At 48.3% G+C, this 19,609-nt stretch carries 14 protein-coding genes and 2 pseudogenes; 2 read left to right on the plus strand and 14 right to left on the minus strand.

Annotated features, from left to right (window positions below; translation table 11 throughout):
- Positions 1 to 122: 122 nt before the first annotated feature.
- From DW083_RS03445 to DW083_RS03465, 6 genes are all read right to left on the minus strand, one after another.
- On the minus strand, positions 123 to 872 hold the full coding sequence (locus tag DW083_RS03445) for a helix-hairpin-helix domain-containing protein (RefSeq protein WP_122331437.1): 750 nt from the start codon (positions 870 to 872) through the stop codon (positions 123 to 125).
- A 150-nt stretch (positions 873 to 1,022) separates the two neighbouring features.
- Entirely contained in the window at positions 1,023 to 1,286 is a 264-nt protein-coding gene (locus DW083_RS03450) for a hypothetical protein (protein ID WP_122331438.1), read from the minus strand.
- A gap of 402 nt (positions 1,287 to 1,688) precedes the next feature.
- A complete protein-coding gene (locus DW083_RS22070) occupies positions 1,689 to 1,856 on the minus strand; it encodes a hypothetical protein (protein ID WP_158582081.1) in 168 nt (55 codons plus the stop codon).
- An 81-nt stretch (positions 1,857 to 1,937) separates the two neighbouring features.
- Entirely contained in the window at positions 1,938 to 3,311 is a 1,374-nt protein-coding gene (locus DW083_RS03455) for a sodium-dependent transporter (protein WP_122331439.1), read from the minus strand.
- A gap of 23 nt (positions 3,312 to 3,334) precedes the next feature.
- Positions 3,335 to 3,991 carry an ABC transporter ATP-binding protein gene (locus tag DW083_RS03460; RefSeq protein ID WP_115498371.1) on the minus strand — a complete coding sequence of 219 codons (657 nt, stop codon included), beginning with the start codon at positions 3,989 to 3,991 and terminating at the stop codon, positions 3,335 to 3,337.
- Positions 3,992 to 4,084: 93 nt separating this feature from the next.
- Positions 4,085 to 4,810 (minus strand): ThiF family adenylyltransferase, encoded by a 726-nt coding sequence (locus DW083_RS03465; RefSeq protein WP_122331440.1) that lies wholly within the window; start codon positions 4,808 to 4,810, stop codon positions 4,085 to 4,087.
- A gap of 87 nt (positions 4,811 to 4,897) precedes the next feature.
- Here DW083_RS03465 and DW083_RS03470 point away from each other — a divergent pair, with 87 nt between their 5' ends.
- Positions 4,898 to 6,871: a family 20 glycosylhydrolase gene (locus tag DW083_RS03470; protein WP_122331441.1), complete on the plus strand. Its 1,974-nt coding sequence runs from the start codon at positions 4,898 to 4,900 to the stop codon at positions 6,869 to 6,871.
- Positions 6,872 to 7,062: 191 nt separating this feature from the next.
- Positions 7,063 to 7,389, plus strand: coding sequence for a hypothetical protein (locus DW083_RS03475; protein WP_122331442.1), 327 nt, complete (start codon positions 7,063 to 7,065; stop codon positions 7,387 to 7,389).
- A gap of 81 nt (positions 7,390 to 7,470) precedes the next feature.
- On the opposite strand, the gene DW083_RS03480 is transcribed toward DW083_RS03475, so the two are convergent.
- The 8 genes and pseudogenes from DW083_RS03480 to DW083_RS03505 all read right to left on the minus strand — a co-directional run bounded on the left by DW083_RS03480 (position 7,471) and on the right by DW083_RS03505 (position 19,509).
- Positions 7,471 to 9,333 carry an FAD-dependent oxidoreductase gene (locus DW083_RS03480; protein WP_122331443.1) on the minus strand — a complete coding sequence of 621 codons (1,863 nt, stop codon included), beginning with the start codon at positions 9,331 to 9,333 and terminating at the stop codon, positions 7,471 to 7,473.
- A gap of 7 nt (positions 9,334 to 9,340) precedes the next feature.
- Positions 9,341 to 9,697 (minus strand): hypothetical protein, encoded by a 357-nt coding sequence (locus DW083_RS22515; RefSeq protein ID WP_233551738.1) that lies wholly within the window; start codon positions 9,695 to 9,697, stop codon positions 9,341 to 9,343.
- Positions 9,698 to 9,744: 47 nt separating this feature from the next.
- Positions 9,745 to 12,345: an FAD-dependent oxidoreductase gene (locus DW083_RS03485; RefSeq protein WP_233551739.1), complete on the minus strand. Its 2,601-nt coding sequence runs from the start codon at positions 12,343 to 12,345 to the stop codon at positions 9,745 to 9,747.
- A 51-nt stretch (positions 12,346 to 12,396) separates the two neighbouring features.
- Positions 12,397 to 14,396, minus strand: a pseudogene (locus DW083_RS03490) (FAD-dependent oxidoreductase).
- Positions 14,397 to 14,526: 130 nt separating this feature from the next.
- Entirely contained in the window at positions 14,527 to 14,640 is a 114-nt protein-coding gene (locus DW083_RS23535) for a RagB/SusD family nutrient uptake outer membrane protein (protein ID WP_370038652.1), read from the minus strand.
- Positions 14,641 to 14,678: 38 nt separating this feature from the next.
- Positions 14,679 to 15,143: pseudogene (locus tag DW083_RS03495) on the minus strand (RagB/SusD family nutrient uptake outer membrane protein); the annotation flags it as partial.
- Complete coding sequence (locus tag DW083_RS03500; RefSeq protein WP_158582082.1) at positions 15,140 to 16,210, minus strand: RagB/SusD family nutrient uptake outer membrane protein; 1,071 nt, start codon at positions 16,208 to 16,210, stop codon at positions 15,140 to 15,142. The pseudogene DW083_RS03495 and the gene DW083_RS03500, both read right to left, overlap by 4 nt.
- Before the next feature lie 26 nt (positions 16,211 to 16,236).
- Positions 16,237 to 19,509 (minus strand): TonB-dependent receptor, encoded by a 3,273-nt coding sequence (locus DW083_RS03505; RefSeq protein ID WP_158582083.1) that lies wholly within the window; start codon positions 19,507 to 19,509, stop codon positions 16,237 to 16,239.
- Positions 19,510 to 19,609: the final 100 nt, after the last annotated feature.

Consider the following 19,609-nt stretch of genomic DNA (forward strand, 5'->3'; position numbering starts at 1 on the left):
AACCAATGCCGGCAATACGATTGTTACCAAGGTAAATGTATACTAATCCATATATAAGAGAGTTTTAGTATTGAATGAGAAAGGGCGTCCGAGAGGATGCCCTTTTTTTTAGTCTCAGTTTCTCATTCGAACGATAGATATGGCTTGAGCCGCTTCCTGTCCATATCTGTAAATTCTTCTATCAGTTGCAGGTTCTCCCATCCGGAGAGTCTGCTTTTTTGTTTGCGGAGCTGTTCGATGGCTTTTGCCTGCCGGTAGTCGAGGTAAGGATGACGGCGGAGGTCTGCGGCGGGCAGGGTGTTGACATTCAGTTTGCGGATGTACAGTGTGTCGGTGAAGAACCAGGGGGCGAGGGCAGTATAGCGCTCTTCGTCGATGCCATACACTTCCGACAATTGGCCGACGGTGTAGAATCCGCCCAACAGTTCCCTGTATTTTACAATCCGGCGGGCGAAGGTGCTGCCGATGCCGGGAACTTTCTTCAGGGTGGTCGTGTCGGCTGCATTCAGTTCGACAAGCGTCCCTTCCGGGAACTTCTCTGTCCGGACGTACGGCTTGTATTCTTTCCGTGTTTTCTTTGTTGGGAAAGGAGCGTTTTCTTTATGGGTATTTTTCTTCCCCTTCGGGTGTAATTCGGATTCCTTTCGGATGGATTCTTTTTCCCTTTCGGAAGTGTCTTTTCCGATGATGATCCGTTTTTCGTCCGATGCCAGTCGGTTTCCTGTCCGATGGGCATCCGTTTCCAAAGCGACAGGCATCGCTTTTTTGCCCGTCCAAAGCAATAAAATCCAAGAGATTGTAATCAGGCAAAGCAGCAAGGTCAATGCCCGCCTTTCGCCTTTGGAGAAATAGAGAAGGTCTCGCCAGTTCATAGTTTGATTTATTTATGGTTTGATGTTTCTTAATTGTTTGATATGGGAGATGCGTCAGGTTCTCGTACTTGATTGCTGTTTGTTCACCGAAGGTCATTTTTCCATAAGTAAAGATTTGGTCAACGGATGAATAAAAAAGCAATGAAGCGATTACCGGTTTTGCCTTTGTTCCCTCCATTGTTGTATCATTTGTTTACCTTCTTCAAGTGTATAGAACGGGCCTTCCTCCGCTTCCCTGATCATTTCGGTCAATTGTTCGGCGGAAAGTGTCCCGCATCCGGTAGCCGGGTCGAATCCATAACGGGAGTTCCTTGCATCTCTTTTCTGTTGCACTTCCTCCCATGACGGGAAGGATTTACATTTAACTTTACAGGAAGTTGCTACTTTCTTTTTTCTAATGGTTTTGATTTCCATAAGGCGATTGTTTATTAAATGAATACTGTCCCACAAAGGTAAGAGTTCCCTGCAGATACGCAAGGAACTTCCCCGAGTATTTAATAAGTAGCAGTTATAATTTTATTTGTCGTCTTTTCTGTATCTTTGAAATACTTTCCCGATAAGAAATTATATCGAGTACTTCAATACGAGTAGCCGTGATGCGGTATAAGATAAAATGGGCCGGTAGCATGATTGAACGGTACATTTTGCTCATTGTAGGTATATGCCTGCATTCCGGATGAACCAAATATCTGTGAGGAAGTAATTGTAGTTCTTCATAGATAAGGCATTCATATTTTAAGGCTTGTAGTTCTCCAAATTGTTCTATTCCGTAGTCGAATATTTGTTTAGTGCTTTCATAGAACAAATCAGAAATGTTTATAGGCCGTACTTTTGGGCTTTCCATTCCTGCATCTTTTGTTTGAACTCTTCTAAAGTATAGAACGGCCCTTCCTCTGCTTTGCGGACACGTGCCATTAATTCTTCCTGCGTCATGTCAAGACCGGGAAGTAGTTTTCTCTTTTTCTTGATGGTTTTGATTTCCATAAGGCGATTGTTTATTAAATGAATACTGTTTCACAAAGGTAAGAGTTCCCTGCAGATACGCAAGGAACTTCCCCGAGTATTTTAAAACAGTTTTATAATCCTGTTGACCAGTCCTAACTCGTTGAGGAAAATCAGGCCGATGGCGACCGGAGCGATGTACTTCATGAAGAAGGCGTAGGTGTTGAAGAAATGGAACGGGACGGTTCCTTCGTTCGTCAACTCGGCTTTCAGGATCTTGCGGTCGACACGTGTTCCGACAAAGATACAGATCAGCATACCACCTAAGGGGAGCATTATTTTTGCCGTCAGGTAATCCAGCGCATCAAAGAAAATCAAGCCGCCGATCGTGAACTCTTTCAGCACGCTGAATGAGAGCGAACTGAGAATCCCTAATGTCAGCACGCCGCCTGAAACGAACCAGGCCGCTTTTTTTCGGGAAATATGATATTCTTCGTGTACATAGGCTGTCGCTACCTCATGAAGCGAGATTGTCGAAGTCAAAGCCGCCAAGGCGAGCAGCACGAAAAAGACAGTGGACCAAATCCAGCCGAAGGGCAATTGTTCGAAAACGTTCGGCAACGTGATGAACACCAGTTCGGGACCTGCCGTCGGGGCAATGCCGAAACTGAATACTGCCGGGAATATCATCACTCCTGCCAATATGGCCACCAGCGTGTCCAGGACTGTGACCTGCAGGGCCGTTGTCTGGAGTTTCGTGTCTTTCTTGAAATAGGACGAGTAAGTAATCAGGCATCCCATTCCGATACTAAGCGAGAAGAAAGCTTGCCCCATTGCGCTGAGCACAACCGATGAGGAGATTTTGCTGAAGTCCGGATTGAACAGGAATGCCAACCCTTTCTCGGCATTCGGCAACGTGACCGAACGGATGCAGAGAGCAATCAGAATCAGGAATAACATGGGCATCATGATTTTGGATGCCCGTTCGATACCTTCTTTTACGCCGGAGATAATGATGATATGTGTCAAGGCGATGAAGGCAATTGTCCAGCCTATCGGCCGTACAATCCCGGATGAGAATTGCTCGAAGTCCAGTTTGAATTCGGCCGCTGTTTTGCCCGTTAGTGAACCGTCCAGTGCCTGCATGATATATTCGAGCGTCCAGCCTGCCACTACCGAGTAGAAGCCCAGGATCAGGAATGCCGCCAGCACACCGTTGTAGCCGATAAGAGACCATTTTGTTCCCGGTGCCATAACCTTGAAGGCGCCGGCTGCGTTTTTGCGGGAATGACGTCCGATGAAAAACTCTGTGATCATCACCGGAAGCCCTAATAAGATAATGCAAATGATGTAGATAAGGAGGAATGCTGCTCCTCCGTTGGAACCGACCATATAAGGAAACCGCCAGATATTACCCAGTCCGACGGCACAGCCTACTGTTGCCAGGATTACACCTATTTTACTACCAAATGTTGCTCTGTTATGATGATGGGACATATAGTTGAATTATGAATTGTGAATTATGAATTATGAATTACGCCGTCTTTGATGTGGATTACGCGGTCCGTGTCGTTTGCCAGTTGTTCGTCGTGCGTGACGATGACGAAGGTCTGGTGCATCTGGTCGCGCAGGTCGAAGAATAGCTTGTGCAATTCCTCTTTGTTGCGGGTGTCCAGGCTACCCGAGGGTTCGTCGGCGAGGATGACGGACGGATTGTTGATCAGGGCGCGGGCTACGGCTACGCGCTGTTTCTCGCCGCCTGACAGCTCGTTCGGTTTATGTGACATCCGGTCGGCCAGGCTCATGAAGTCCAGTATCTCTTTAGCTCTTTTCTCTGCCACAGCCGGCTTTTCGCGGGCGATAAGGGCAGGGATCATCACGTTTTCTAAAGCTGTGAATTCCGGCAGAAGCTGGTGGAACTGGAAGACAAAGCCGATGTTCTTGTTCCGGAAAGCTGCCAGCTTTTCTTCCGAAAGACGTACGGTTTCCGTCCCGTTGATATATAGTTTGCCGCTATCGGGCGCATCCAATGTCCCGACAATCTGCAGCAAGGTTGTTTTGCCTGCTCCGCTCGGGCCGACAATAGCGACAACCTCGCCTTCGCCTATCGTCAGGTCGATGCCTTTCAGTACTTGCAGGGAGCCGAAGCTCTTGGTTATTCCTTCTGTCTTTATCATACCTTTATTAATTGACAATTGATAATTGACAATTGACAATTGGACGGAATGACAAATAATTGTCAATTGTTCATTGTCAATTGTCCATTATCCTCATTCGTTATTTGCCAGTTGGCGGATGACAAATGAGGATAGATAGCAGCCGAATATCGCCGGCATATACGAGACAGTTCCGGTGGTCGTGCGTTTGCACTGTTCGCCTTCGACCTCTACGACAGCATCCGGATTCGCAATCTCTGTGGAGAAAACAACCGGAATCCCCTTGTTCAGGCCCAGTCCGCGTAACCGTTTGCGTACGGCTTTTGCCAGGGCGCAGTTGCAGGTTTTCGATATGTCTGCAATCCGGACTTGCGACGGGTCTGTCTTGGCTCCCGCCCCCATGGAAGAGACGACCGGAATCCCTTTCCTGTGAGCATGATACAGGAGGAATACTTTCGGACTGAGGGAATCGATCGCGTCGACAATGAAATCGTATCGGGTGGCGGAAAGCACCTCTTCCGTCCTTTCGTCACGCAGGAATTCGTTGATAACGGTCAGCTTCAGACGCGGGTTGATATCCAACAAACGACGGGCCATGACTTCGGCTTTCGGCATCCCTAATGTGGAATGCAAGGCCGGAAGTTGCCGGTTGATGTTGCTCTCGTTCACGGTGTCGGCATCGACAATCGTCATGTGTCCGATTCCTGCCCGGCATATCTGTTCGGCAGCATAAGCGCCGACGCCCCCTAATCCGACGACCAATACATGGCTATGTGCAAGCTGTTCCATCCGGTCGGCGCCTAACAAAAGTTCTGTCCGCGTGTTCCAATTGTAACTCATTAGAAAGATTTTGGTTGCAAAAGTAATAAATCAATCAGAAACGTCCGTTCTTTTATATATCTTTGTCACATTTTAATTCAAATACCTATGAAGATACAACTTTATTGGCTGCTCTCTGCAGCCTTGTTATTATTGCCCGGAAAGGCAGACGCCGCTAACAACAAAAAACCGTTCGTTATCCCTGAACTTCAGGAGTGGAGGGGGAGCCAGGGAATGTTTACCCCGGCGGCAACCTCCCGTATTGTCTACACCGGTAAAGACCCGGCTGTAGCCCGTGTTGCCACGCAGTTTGCCGAAGACTACGAGCTGATGTTCGGCCGGCAGATGAAGGTCGTGCAGGGCGGTGCGTCGGCGGGCGACTTCGTCTTCTCCCTCTCTTCCGACAGCCGCTTGGGTGAAGAAGGCTATAACCTGAAGATCACCGATCGTGTCACCGTGACCGCTCCCAAGAGCAAAGGGCTTTACTGGGCTACCCGCACCTTGCTCCAGATGTCCGAACAAGAGGCCGGCCAGGCGTTGCCCAAAGGTACGGCACGCGATTATCCCGACTATGCCATCCGCGGCTTTATGATGGATTGCGGCCGTAAGTTCATCCCGATGAGTATGTTGCGCGATTATGTGAAGATGATGGCTTACTACAAGATGAATACTTTCCAGATCCACCTGAACGATAATGCCTTCAAGCAATACTACAATCACGACTGGAATAAGACCTATTCCGCTTTCCGCCTGGAATGCGAAACCTTCCCCGGCCTGACCGCCCGCGATGGCTTCTATACGAAGAAGGAGTTTATCGCCCTGCAGCAACTGGCCGACAGCTTAGGTGTGGAGATTATTCCGGAGATAGACGTTCCGGCTCATTCCCTTGCCCTGACGCAGTATAAGCCGGAGATTGGTAGTGAAGAGTACGGCATGGACCACCTCGACCTGTTCAAGCCGGAAACATACGAGTTCGTCGACGCCCTCTTCCGCGAATACTTAGAAGGACGCAATCCCGTCTTTGCCGGTAAACGCGTGCATATCGGCACGGACGAATATTCGAATAAGAAGAAAGATGTGGTCGAGAAGTTCCGTGCCTTCACCGACCATTATATCCGCTTTGTTGAAAGCTTCGGCAAGCAGGCCTGTGTCTGGGGAGCTTTGACACATGCAAAAGGCGATACGCCTGTCAAATCCCAAAACGTACTGATGAGCGCCTGGTATAACGGCTATGCCGACCCGAAGGAGATGATCAAGCAAGGCTACGACCTGATCAGTATCCCCGACGGCTATCTGTATATCGTCCCGGCAGCCGGTTATTATTATGATTACCTGAACACCGAAATGTTGTATAAGGAATGGACGCCCGCGCACATCGGGAAAGAGGTGTTCCCCGAAAAACATAAGCAGATCAAAGGCGGTATGTTTGCCGTCTGGAACGACCATGCCGGCAACGGGATCAGCACGAAGGATATCCACTATCGCGTCTTTCCTGCTATGCAAACGTTAGCGGTTAAGATGTGGACCGGAAAAGATTGCACGACTCCTTATGAAGACTTCAACAGCGCCCGCCGGTCAATCAGTGAAGCTCCGGGTGTGAACGTAGCCGGCCGTATCGGTACCGAACCGCGTGCCGTCTATAACCTCGAAACACTGACTCCGGGAATGGCGACAGGGTTGAAGGAGATTGGTTACCATTACACCGTTTCTTTTGACATCAAAGCAGCTCCCGAGGAAAAAGGAACAGAGCTGTTCCGCTCGCCGGACGCAGTCTTTTATCTCTCCGATCCGGCTTCCGGCAAATTGGGCTTTGCCCGTGACGGCTATCTGAATACATTCAACTACCAGTTCTATCCCGAAGAGACTGCAACCGTCACGATCACCGGCGACGAAAAGTCCACCCGCCTTTATATCGACGGCAAGCTGAAGGAGGATCTGAATATCCAAAAGCGTTACTTCAATGCCGGCAAGGACTCGATGAATTACGTCCGTACGCTGGTCTTCCCATTGGAGAAAGCGGGAAGTTTCAAGAGTTCGATCCGTAATGTGGAAGTGCTGAACTATTGCAAGCCGGAGATGTAAGCTCATCGGGTGGCAATTGTGGAATAATATACAGGACGTGTGGAAATTTTCTACACGTCCTGTTTGTTTGTGGGATGGCACTGCGCTTTTCAAGGATATTGGTGCGTCTGGCATGGCATTTGTATGTATTGTGTCGAGATAAAGTTTAGGTATAAGAAGATTTTAGATTTAGGTATTAAAGTTTTTAGGTTATGAAAAAGATTGTTTTAGCGTTAGTCGTTACGGTTGTTGCATGTGTGGTTGTCTTTGCTTCTCAGGATGTGAAATGCAGACAGACAACGGCATTCTCTTCCTTTGAACAGACAACTTCTGACGGATTCAGGAAAATAGATATGCAGAGCCTCCCGCACGCAGTATTGCGGACTATGGGAACCTCAGCCTCCTATGAAGGCTGTACCTTCGAAGGTGCTTATATGAGCGGCAAATCCGGCTGTGAAACGTATAAGATCAAAGTCGAGAACCCAGACCGGACAGAGCGGTTTGTGCTGATGAACGGACGGGGAGAGGTGATAGGCTAAAACCGGATCTCAATAAAAAGGGGTTGTATCAATAGTCATTACAGAACTATTGATACAACCCCTTGACGAATATCGTTGCTTTTACTTAATCTCCCGGTAGATGTTTTCCAGGACAGTGAGTCTTGTCGTCTTGCCGGCTTCGAAGCCTGTCAGGTCGAGACCGCTCAATCGCTTCCAGGCGGTTAGTGTGGCTGCATCGATCGGCTCCTGCAAGCGGGCGTTCCATTCGGGAAGGTAACCGCGGAGGCCCAGGTATTGAACCATGCGGAAGTGGGGATCGGTATAATCCACATCTTTGAAATACATCAGCGTCGCTTTCTGGTTGACCAGGTTGTCCTGGAGGGTGGAAAGATCGATGTTCTGCACCTTCACCTTTTCGTCTATCGACAGGGCGGAAGCGATGCCTGCAGCCTGACCCATTGCCATCCAACAAGGCTCCATGCGCAGGGTGGAGAATCCGATATGCGAACCTGAAACGGGAACGGGCAACAGCAGGTTGTCCACCTCTTTAGGCACCATCACGCCATAAGGAACAGTATAAACGGCCGACGGGTAGCTGATGAAACCGTCCAGATGGATACGTCCCGTCTCTCTTTTCCGTACCGCGTGCGAATCGAGTGCATAGTGGCTGGCTGTTATGCTGCTTTCGTGTATGGGCGGACGGCTGCCGATCGTCACCGGGACGGCATCGTTGGCGGTGAAGAAATACATCCCTTCGAAGCGGCGGCCTTCACGCACGTAGACCTGACGCGGGAAATGCCCGTTGTCTGTATATTCATCCTTTGAAAGTCCCCATTCTTTAGCGGCTTTGCGGAAGTGGGCGGGCAGTTCGGGATCGTTCTGGGCAAACCAGAAGAGCCCTTCCGTATATTCGCGCAGACGCTGTGCAAACTTATCGCGCCATTCCCAGGAAGAGGTCGGCCAGGGCCAGTTTTCTTCCGGCAGGTCGGTGGAGACGAAGACGCCGTGCTGGTTGTTGGCGTCTGTCTTCATGTTCGGGACGTGGACGATATTGGTGATTTTGGCAATGCCCCATTTGTCGCCCGGAAGTTGGGACGGGTTACCGGCTTTGATATGTCGGCGGTTCGCTTCCATCATCTCGTCGGTGACGCGCTGCATGGCTGCATCGGTGTTACGTCCGGTCCAGACGTCTTCCACGATGGAGGCATAGTCTTCCCGGTTGTAACGGGTGGGCTTGGCAAAGGCAATGCGATTCGACGGGTTGTTAGTCAGACAGAGGCGGTAGTTGTAGGACTGGACGGCATTGTCCCGTTGGAACGTGCTGCCGTCGCCTTCCGGTCCGCCCCAATATTTGTAGACGCGTCCGGCACCCGGCTCGCCAAACTCGTCTTGTCCTTCGCGGCCTGTACGGAAGGGCACTCCGGCGGCGGCTCCGAGATCACCTTCGTAGGTGGCATCGAGGAAGACGTCTCCGCTGTATTCTTCCATCTTCCCGGTTTCGCGGTTCAGGATACGAATCCGTTCGATGCGGTTGTCGTGCATGATGATGTTTTCATCTTCCGCATCGAACTGGCGCATGGTAAGGACGGTGATTTTGTCTTTCTGCCCGTCCAGCATCTTTTGGAAGATACGGGCGCCGACAGAGGGTTCGAAGTGGTATCCGTCGCTGCACATCTTCACCTGTTCGGAGTTTGGGCCGTAGGTGTCGACGTAGTATTGCCGGACTCCGTCGACAAACTCCCGGAACAGTCCGGTCGTCGCGTCGCGGGTTGCAATGTCTGTCGCCCCCAGTCCGTTGGCGGGAAGCCCTCCGACATAGCGGGTCCGTTCGAGGATCACAGACTTTTTACCCATACGGGCGGCCGAAATGGCAGCCATGATTCCCCCCGGATTCCCGCCTACGATGACGAGGTCGTAGGAGGATTGGGCAAACAGGCTCGTACAACCTAACAGGAAGGAGAGTAGGATCGCTTTCTTTTTCATAAATCGTTTATTTACTGTTTAATACTTCGTATGCATAACGGGCGTAATGACCTTGCAGGCCGTTGGCATATTGTTCCAATATCGTTTTACCGATATCGTTTTCGTCTCCGCATAAGTAAAGGGCTCTTGCCAGATGCAGTTCCTTTAGTGCACGGTTACGGGTGGAGGTGTCGATATCTCCCGGAACAACACTGCTTTGCGCCTCTTTATAAGACTGTATGGCATGGAAACGGACGCCGGGAGCGGTCAGCATCTTTGCCAATACGGGAACGGCGTCCCGGTTACCGATAGACTCCGTGGCCATAGCAATGGCACGGAAGTGTGAGAAACAGTCTTCCGGGGTCAACTGCCCAGCTTTATTCAAGAGGGTTGGTAAAGCGGATGCCTCTCCTGTTTTTCCAAGCGCCGTGATCAGGCGTCGAGATGGCTGAGGCTCATGCCGAACTGGTGCATACCGGTGTAATGCCAGCCTTGATCCCAGTTCTTGTACTGGCGGATCGCTTCTTCCAGGGCTGGTGCGGCTTTCTTGTCTCCCAGCATGCACAGGATGCTGGCGAGGATTGCTTTTTCGTCCGGCAGGCTTGTCTGGCTGAATTGTTTGTCAATTAGCTTCCGGCAACGTTCCGGGTCGGAGAAGAGAACTTCCAGCCCTTTGTAGTTGTCTGAAACCGATTGGGCGGCCTTTTGCATGTCGGAGTTACTGAAGCCCTTGAACTCCTTGTCGGTCAGGACACGTTCCGGCAGGTTGCCGATCCGGACCAGGTGTTTTTGTATTTTCCTGATGTCTATTTTGCGGAGTGCTTTATTCTCTTTTACACATTGTGCGGACAGGTAACCTACTGCATAGCCCTGGTTTTGCAGGCAGGGTTGCATCCGGATAACCGGCATCGCGTCACGGTGTGCACTGGCTCCCAACCCTGTTGTCAGAATACCTTCCAGTCCTTTGGGCAGAAGGCTGCGAAGCGGGACATCGGCATCGTAGATCATGTGCCGCTTCATAGGCGGGGAGAGAAGGAAGTAAGGATCTACAATCATTCCGTGCGTATCGAAAGAACTTTGGTGGAATGAGATGGTGTCCGGATAACGGCGGTGATTCAGCACGTCGTAGACCGAGATGATATGTTCGCCCACTACTCGCCGGCGTTCGCGTGTCTGCGGAACCTTGACGATATCGTAGTGGCCTTTCATCTTCACTTTGGCTTGGATGAAGGTGCGTGATACGTCCAAGATGTCTGTATCGTCGATAAACAACCAGTCGTTGTTATTGTAGGAGTCGCCCGGATCGCGTTTACCGGCTCCGGCTCCCTGGACAGCAAGTGTCTTTTTGCCGGTGTAGTCGAACGGCGCTCCGGCCGCAATGGCGATATCTGCACTTCCGGTACTGTCGATCAATACTTTTGACCGGATAACGCCCCGGCCGAAAGGAGTTGCCACGACAAGCCCTTTTACCTGATTGTTTTCGACTAATGCGCCGCATCCGAGTACGCCGAACCAGAGTTGCCCGTTTGCTTTCAGGAGCTCTTTCCGGTACCATTCCATTTTCCAGTCGGACACCGCCCGGTTCTTCCAGTCTTTTTGCTGGCGCGGATGGTTTTCCGGTGCCATTTCGTGTACACCGTTATCGATGGTTGCCGTGAAACCTTCCCTGAAGCCGTCCCAGTAACAGCCGATCAGCCCCATTGTCCCCATTCCGCCTAACCCATGCAGATATTCAAGTACCAGTGTACTGACCCCTTGCCGGGCAGCTGAGATACCTGCGGCAGCTCCTGCCGTTCCCCCTCCGAGGACGACAACGTCATATTCTCCCAATACGGGTAATGCTCCGGCAGGCGAGTTGACGGTATTCTTATGAAGAAGGGGGCGGAGAGGCTGGAGGACTTCTCCGATTTGTCCATAGTCGGAGGCGTTTACTTTCTTTTGATATACGATTGTCTGGGCGGGCATGGAAAGAAGTTGGGTCCGGAATCCGATTTCTTCTCCCAAGAGTTCGCCTAAAAATACGGCATTGATAGGACGCATAACGGTTTTCATGCTTTCTCTCGGAAGCTCGGCACAAGGACCTAATATCCAAAGGTTCGAATACTTTTCGGCTTGGAATGCCTCGATCGGGAGTTGCCTGATGCTTCCCGATACTTCGTTACATGCTTTTTGGCAGGTAATAACCTGCTGGGGAATATACCATAGCAAATCTGAGCTGTCTACCTGGTCCGGGTCCCAAGTCTGGGTTCTCACCGTTTGTTCGATCTCCATTAAAGCGGCGTAGGAGTCGTTCTTCAATGGCATCAGGAAGGTGTATCGTGTCACCGGATATTCTTTCCCGCCGGACAGGACCGGCAGCGGCAAGACTTCTGCATGGGTGATGTTTGCCGATTCTTTTTTTCCGTTACCTACGACTGTATAGTTAAATTCGACAGCCCCTTGCCCTGCGTTTTTAACCTGGATATCCGACATTCGGGCAACGGAAGCATTATGGGTCGCGTCGATAATCCCTTTGCAACGGATTGCCTGTCGGCCGGAGCGATTGGCGATGACGACGCCTGCCGGTTTCCCTTTTTCGTCTACCAGCAGGTTGGTAACGTAACTGCTGTACAGGAAATCAACATTGTTATCGATTAGTTCGTTCTCCAGCACTGTCTTGTAATGCAAAGGCCTGAATGATTTGACTTCTTCAAAAAGTTTGCGGGCAAGAGCGGTCTGGGGTGTTTCGTCTTTTTGACGGTCATAAAGGAATGAGCCGCATATATCATCGCCCAAATAAGGCATATAGCCGATCAGATAGACCTTGCAACCGGTTTTAGCTGCTGCGACTGCTGCTGCGACTGCGCGGGAACTTCCTCCGGCCACGACCAAGTCGACATCGGCAATGACAGGAATCTCCCGTTGCGTTTCATGGCAGAATCCGTCATCAGGAACCACTGCCTGCATCGTCGCTTTCGCTTCCGTCACGCTACCTAACGAAGCTAATGCTCCTCCGGCTGCCGTTACTTTTAAAAAATCACGTCGTGTAATCATGGTATTTTCTTTTTATAAAGGTCTTTATGAGAAGCCATAAAGATAAGGATTTTATTTTTTAGGAACTAATATAATTGCATCGGCAAATAATGCACCTTTTGAGCGATGGCCGTCGATTGTGACAGAAGATAACCTGTCACCCTTGTCAAAAGCGTATGCACCTAAGCTCACCCATGAGCCTTTATAGGATTTGGGAGATATTTCCACCTGCTTGATCCCTTCTTTGCATGCTATATCGAAGGCCATGACCTCCGGCATTTCCTGGTCGGCAAGAGCCGTGCAGTAGAAGAAAACTTCGTATGTGCCTGCTTTTTTAATGACGGGCATAAAGGTAAAGGAGCAATTGTTCTTTGAGTTTGCGGACCAGAAGTAACTGTTTTTATAATGGGGGCCGAAGCTCTTTCGCCAACCGCCTGCGCTGCTTACTTTATCAATTTCGCTGTCATCGACCTGTATTTCCGGTGTGGAACCGTCCAGATATGGATTCTCTTTCAATATCCGGCGCAATTTGGTTACATCGACTGTTTGCACATCCGTATTGTCGTCGATGGCTAATGCGGATGCAACGGCTGCCGACTGCCCCAATACCATAAATACCGGCTCCATCCGGATCGAACCGAAAGCAATATGGGTGGAAGATACACATACGGGAACCAGTAGATTGGTGCATTCCTCACGTTTAGGCGTAATGCTTTTATACGAGATGGGATAAGGCGGAAAACCGTGATATTCCACATCTCCTTCATTTTTTACCATGCCGTTTGTAACGATACGCTGGCAGTTGTGCGAGTCCATTCCGTAGCTGCCATCCCGATCGCATCGCCTACTGTTTCCTCTCCCTGGCAGTTCTTTTGCGTCATGATATATTCCCCGTTCAGACGGCGCGCTTCACGCACATACAGCTGGGTCGGGAAGTTGTCATTATCGACAAATTCATCTTTCGCCCATCCGAAGCGGGAGACTTGGTCGCGAAGTTCAAGCGGAACCCGCTCGTCATGTGTGAGGAAATAAAGAAGTCCTTTTGTATAGTCAACATGTTCTTGCCAGATCCTTTCCCGGGTTGCGTAATCACCGTCCGGATAATCATAGTTCATTCCGATCATATCTGTTGACAAGGGTCCCCGGTTGTTTACATCGTATTTATTCTCCGGCATGACTCCCCAGTTAAATAACAGGTAGTTGTCTATATGCAGGTCCATTTTACGGATAGCGCGTGCCAATAACTCATATTTAGCAGGATTGTAATTTTCCGGCTTTTCAAACGGCCGTTGGTTCTCTTTGTTGTCAGTCAGGCATAAACGGAAGTTGTAAGCTTGTATAAGTTTATCTCCGCTGCCCCGTTCTTGCAATGTGTTAGGTTGGATTCCCCAACAAAGGCCACTGTTCGGATCTCCTTCTTTCAGGTAAGGATCCACCCCGTCCGGGAACTGGTGCCAGACAGACATTTGAACGCCATTGAGTGTTTCATCATATTCATCATTTCCTTCGCGTCCCGTAAAGTAAGAAACGCCGGCTTTTGCCATGAGGTCACCTTCATATGAGCAATCGATAAATTGTTTGGCCCGGATTTTAATGCGTGTTTTCTCATCCGGTTGTTGCGAATCTTCCAGTGTAATAGCCTCTATTCTTTTGTTTTGTACGGATGCCCCTGTGATACGGCGATAATATAGCACATCTAAATCCGCATCTTTCACAAAGCGCATCATAGTGGCAGTAGCTACACTGGGAGGGAATGTCCATTGTTCAAACTTGTTGTAATGTTCTCCGATGCGGCGATAGAACAGGCGTGCCAATCCCGTAACGGCATATTTGTTTCCAATATCGGTAGCACCTAATCCACCAGTAGTCATTCCACCCAGATATTTGCCAGGTTCTATCAAGATAACGGATTTTCCCATCTTTTTAGCGGAATAGGCGGCTACAACGCCTGCCGAGGTTCCACCATAAATACAAATGTCAACTTCCTTGATAGAAGATATGTTTTCTTGTTTTTCCGAATGGCAGGAGAACAAGGATATACATAGAATAAGAGAAATAATAGTGTATTTCATATATAGTTAATTCTAAGTTAGAATAGGATAAATGATATAGATGAGGGATAATTACCCCGGATGTAACTTGATATGCATTCCGGGAAAACAGATGTTACATCCGGGGTAAATATAGGAGAGAGATACGAGTTTATTCGTAATTCGGATTTTGTGTCAAACTCGGATTTGTTTGTCTTTCAATATATGGAATCGGCCACAGGTAATCCCTGTTTTTGTCGAATTTGCGAATATCAACGATACGCATCTTAAAGTCAGCCGATTCACCACTTTCGGCAATAGGTATGCTTCATAGAAAGCGGTTCCCCATTCGTCCATGCGCGGCGCTTTGTCCGGATATGACTTTTTCATTCGTCCTAAAAGAGGCTGATTCATTACAACTTCAGCAATTTTCCAGCGACGGATGTCGAACAATCGCAAGCCTTCACCGGCAAACTCATATTTGCGTTCGCGGGCAACAGCATAAAACAGTTCGTTGGGATCGGTTGTCGTAATAGGAGGCATGTTGACAGAAGGACGGCGGCGCACCTTATTGATGGCATCCAATACGGATGCATCGATTTCCCCGGCTTTGATTTTTGCTTCGGCATAGGTCAGCAATACTTCCGGATAGCGGATCAGGATCGTATTCATGTCACAATCGTTCAGTGCATCTTTGTCTTCAATGTTGGCATATTTACGCCAGCAGATACCGGTAAATGTGGCATACGCATGAGTTGCCTCCAAGTTGTCTACCCGTTGGTTTGTCATATAATTCCAACAGAGCAGCTATCGCCGTGAGTCTCAAACTGGAATCCCAGGAATTCTGAACCGGAAACTGCTAATGTGAACTCTAAGCGCGGGTCTCTGTTTTTGTACGGGTGTTTCGGATCGAACAGCGGAGACTTATCTATTTGCTTCCCGTCCGTGCATTCCCATGCGTCGGCCAATTGATACGCCGGTTTCTTGTTCGTATGAGCCAATGCGTTACGGGAACCGAACAGACGGTAGAGCGCATGAACCTGTGTCCCTAACAAATATTGAACGGAGAAAATCACCTCTTTGGATGTTTGTCCCTCATATTTGAATAGTTTGGAGTAATCGTCTTCGATGATATACTCCGTTCCTTCCATCGCCATAACGGCCTGTGATGCTGAAATAGCATCCTGCCAGCGTTCGTTGTATAGTGCGGTTCTTGCTTTTAAAGCTAAGGCAGCACCCTTTGTCGCATGGCCAGAGGTCGGGTTATTGGCCGAAGGGAGGTTTTCAGCAGCTTCCGTATATTCCTTTAAGATGAAATCGACGACTTCGCTTTTCGGATTTCTCGGCTGCTGCCCCGTTTCCAGTGTCAGCACTTCCGTAACCAAAGGTACGTCTCCGTATAGTTCGATTAAATAGGAATAATAAAGTGCGCGGAGGAATTGGGCCTCTGCCTTGATTTGGGCATAGGTCGCAGGAGCTACATTTTCTTCTCCTCTTGACATGTTTTCTAAAAGATAATTACATTTGGCAATACCGGCATAGAAGGATTTCCAATAGTCTCTGGCAAGATCGCTGTTCGCATCCGCAGCGCCTTGTGCGATCGTTTGCATGGCATTAGTGTTACGGTCATATCCTATGTCGGATGCTGCATCCAAAGCCAAAAAGAATGTCATGGTTTCCCAGTTGGTCCATAAGGCGGAATAGCAGGAAGCCAGTGCCATTTGCATTTCAGTCTCAGTCGCCAGGAAAGTCTGGTCCGAAGGAGAGTTCAACGGATTCTTGTCCAGGTAGTCGCTACACGAATTCATGCATAACGCAGAACATACGGCAGTTATATATAATATTACTTTTTTCATTTTCCGAATTAATTTAAAGGTGAACATTAAAACTTAAGATCTATACCGAAGCTGATCGTCTTCAATTGCGGATAATAGCCTCCGTTTCCGACAGGAGCCTCAACATCGAATCCATCCCAGAAACTGTCGATCGTCAACAAGTTATCGCCACTGACATAGAACCTCAGGTAAGAGATCGGTGTTTTTCTTAAGATATTCTTTGATAATGAGTAGCCCAATTGTATGTTTTTCATACGGACATATGCTGCATTCTTCATCCAGAAAGATGAGTTTTGCATATTGTTTGTTTCATTAAATGCCAAACGAGGGAACTTAGCATTCCTGTTTTCCGGGGTCCAATAGTCCTTGTGTTGTTCTTGAACGGTTCCTCCCTCGACAAAAGTCTGGATTCCCTGACCATTGATGTAGCCGTCTGCTTTGCCGACTCCTTGGAACAACATACTCAGATCAAATCCCTTATATTCACCATAAAGAGATAAACCGAACGTGTAACGCGGAATTGTTCCGCCAATGATAACCCGGTCACTTGTGTTGATCACGCCGTCACCATTCTGGTCTTTGTACTTGATATCGCCGGGGCCGAAGTTTCCGTATTGTGTCGCTCCCAGATAGTTCCCGTCTGCATCGTAGTCTTCCGGCTGGATATAGCCGATAGCTTCCAAACCATAAAGTGAATACATTTCATGTCCTTCGCGACTAACGGTCAGTCCGGTTTCGTTTACTCCTTTCATATCCAAAATCTTATTACGGACATCAGAAATATTAAAAGATGCACGATAGTTAAAATCGCCGACGTTGTCAGCGTAGCTCAGAGAGAGTTCCCAACCTCTGTTCTCCATTTTACCGGCATTCTGTGAAGGTGCGTTCATACCGATGATAAGAGGCACGTTCAGTTTCATCAGGATATCGTCGGTTACTTTGTAGAAGTAATCGGCCGTGATATTTAGTTTACCGAATAAGGTCGCGTCAATACCGATATCCGTGGAAGTTGTCGTTTCCCATGTGATCTTTCTGTTTGCCATATTCGTGATAGCAGCGCCGGATGCGATGGTTTTGTCGAATACATATTTTGTATCCAGGCTTACATTGGAAGAGAATGGATACGGATCGATTGCCGAGTTATTCGCATTCATTACATTCTGGTTTCCTAATTGTCCCCATGATCCTCTGAATTTAAGGTTATCTACGACCTCTTTTAGCGGTTCCCAGAAGGCTTCTTCCGATATACGCCATCCTACGGATACGGATGGGAAAACACCCCATTTGTTTCCTTCTGCAAACCGGGAAGAACCGTCGTAACGTATATTGGCTTCGAATAGGTATTTACCTTGATAATCGTAGTTGATACGTCCGAAGATAGAGCGTAAAGACCATTCGAAAGAATTACCGTACGCTTTCTGGTTATCTTCACCACCGGCATCCAATACGGGATAGTCGGGGAATGCATAGTTCTCGCGATACCCTCTGTGCATATCATACCGGTGGTCTTCCTGCTGATAACCGACCATTGCTTTGATACCGTGATCATTGAATTGTTTTTCAAATGTGGCGGAAGCCGTTAACAGATTCCTTAGGTTTCTCTGCGTTTCATCATTTAACGTACTTTTCTGTGGCGCACGGTAATAAGGAGAACCGTCATATTTGTAAGTCTGGACCATCTTTGTGAAGTTGGTAATATGATTTTCCCAATAATTGGCAGCATAGTCGCCTTGGAGTGTCAACCATTCTACCGGTTTGTAAGTTAAGCCCAGATGGACGACAGCGGTCGGCTTTCTCTGTTTCTTCAAGCCTCCGTCATTTGTGAAGGCAATCGGGTTATCGCCATTCCAACCTTCACCCCATTGTCCGGTACTAAGGACACCTGCTTGAATAGCAGGAATACGACTCATCCAATGGAATGCATCATTTCTGGAAGGTTCTTTCTGGTCTACCATCGTAAGGTGTGCATCAATGCGGGCAGAAAGCGTTGAAGATACATCCATGTCCGTATTCATACGGAATGTGTAGCGTTTGTAGTTCGTGTTTTCAATAATACCTTCTTGATCCATGTAGCCAACACTGGCATTTGTACGGATACGTTTCGAACCGCCGCTTAATGTCACGAAGTGGTTCTGCATCAATCCGCTGTTTGTCAAACATTCATCATACCAGTCTGTATCCGGATAACGATCCGGATTTGTCAACATTCCCTGTCGGTATTCCTGGATATATTCATCAGAATACAAGGGGGATTTACCGATATTGGTATAAGCAGTATTTGTCATTAACATATGGTCGATCGCACCTACTTTGTTTGGTAGGTCGATTGCGCTCTGCCAACCAACGTAACCATTATATGAAACTGTAAATTTATCCGCTTCTGCACGTTTTGTGGTAATCAGGATTACACCGTTTGCAGCACGTGAACCGTAGATTGCAGAAGAGGCAGCATCTTTTAGCACGGATATCGATTCGATCAGAGACGGGTCAATATCATTGATTCCCATTTCGACTCCGTCTACCAAAATTAATGCATCATTGTTGTTCAAAGTCGTTTTACCGCGGATACTGATATTTCCACCGTCGGCACCTGGCTGTCCGCTTCGTTGCGTAATAGCAACACCCGGGATGAGGCCCTGCAGGGCCATTGAGGTTTGACCAACCTGACGTTTGGTCATATCTTTAATAGACACTGATGCGACGGAACCGGTCAGGTTGGCCTTTTTCTGTGTACCATAACCTACGACTACAACTTCTTCGATTCCCTGCAGGTCTTCTGCTAATTTGATATCAAATAAGTTTTTGTTGCCTACCTGAATTTCCTGCGTGAGATATCCTATGTAAGATATCTGGAGTACGGAAGATGTTGCGACGTTGAGACTGAAACTTCCTTCTGTATCGGTGATAATACCGTTGGTCGTTCCTTTCTCGATTACATTTGCCCCGATGATAGGTTCACCGTTCACATCCGTTACTTTACCGCTAATATGCTTGGTCTGTCTTTGCTGGGCGGCATATACTTTCCGGGTGATGTTGATATTGCGGTCGCTGATTGTGTAAGTCAGATCAGTATTAGCTAATGCCTGTGAAAGGACTTCATCGATTTGTTTGTTTTTTGCCTGGATGCTGACTTGAACATTCTTAACTTCTTCGTCTACGTAGAAGAACAGAAATTCGCTCTGTTTTTCTATTTGGGAGAACAGATCGATAAGGGACATCCGCTCTGCTTTTACTGATACGGTTGTAGTTTGGGAATAAGATGATTCCACGGCTACCACCTGGAACAGAGCTACGAATAATAAGATAATCGTGATTCTCATAATTGTGAAGAGTTTTTTTAAGCCTTTGGGTAAGAAAGACTTGTAATACGAAACATTTTCCATATTTTTGTACTGATTTAAAGATTGATAATTCGCTTCA

This window comes from Parabacteroides sp. AF48-14 (assembly GCF_003477465.1).
Classification (GTDB): Bacteria; Bacteroidota; Bacteroidia; order Bacteroidales; family Tannerellaceae; genus Parabacteroides; species Parabacteroides acidifaciens.

Bases quoted from the DNA above. Each gene is read 5' to 3' on its own strand.
- DW083_RS03445 (WP_122331437.1), bottom strand. From the start codon at position 872: ATGAACTGGCGAGACCTTCTCTATTTCTCCAAAGGCGAAAGGCGGGCA.
- DW083_RS03450 (WP_122331438.1), bottom strand. From the start codon at position 1,286: ATGGAAATCAAAACCATTAGAAAAAAGAAAGTAGCAACTTCCTGTAAA.
- DW083_RS22070 (WP_158582081.1), bottom strand. From the start codon at position 1,856: ATGGAAATCAAAACCATCAAGAAAAAGAGAAAACTACTTCCCGGTCTT.
- DW083_RS03455 (WP_122331439.1), bottom strand. From the start codon at position 3,311: ATGTCCCATCATCATAACAGAGCAACATTTGGTAGTAAAATAGGTGTA.
- DW083_RS03460 (WP_115498371.1), bottom strand. From the start codon at position 3,991: ATGATAAAGACAGAAGGAATAACCAAGAGCTTCGGCTCCCTGCAAGTA.
- DW083_RS03465 (WP_122331440.1), bottom strand. From the start codon at position 4,810: ATGAGTTACAATTGGAACACGCGGACAGAACTTTTGTTAGGCGCCGAC.
- DW083_RS03470 (WP_122331441.1), top strand. From the start codon at position 4,898: ATGAAGATACAACTTTATTGGCTGCTCTCTGCAGCCTTGTTATTATTG.
- DW083_RS03475 (WP_122331442.1), top strand. From the start codon at position 7,063: ATGAAAAAGATTGTTTTAGCGTTAGTCGTTACGGTTGTTGCATGTGTG.
- DW083_RS03480 (WP_122331443.1), bottom strand. From the start codon at position 9,333: ATGAAAAAGAAAGCGATCCTACTCTCCTTCCTGTTAGGTTGTACGAGC.
- DW083_RS03485 (WP_233551739.1), bottom strand. From the start codon at position 12,345: ATGATTACACGACGTGATTTTTTAAAAGTAACGGCAGCCGGAGGAGCA.
- DW083_RS23535 (WP_370038652.1), bottom strand. From the start codon at position 14,640: ATGCGTATCGTTGATATTCGCAAATTCGACAAAAACAGGGATTACCTG.
- DW083_RS03500 (WP_158582082.1), bottom strand. From the start codon at position 16,210: ATGAAAAAAGTAATATTATATATAACTGCCGTATGTTCTGCGTTATGC.
- DW083_RS03505 (WP_158582083.1), bottom strand. From the start codon at position 19,509: ATGAGAATCACGATTATCTTATTATTCGTAGCTCTGTTCCAGGTGGTA.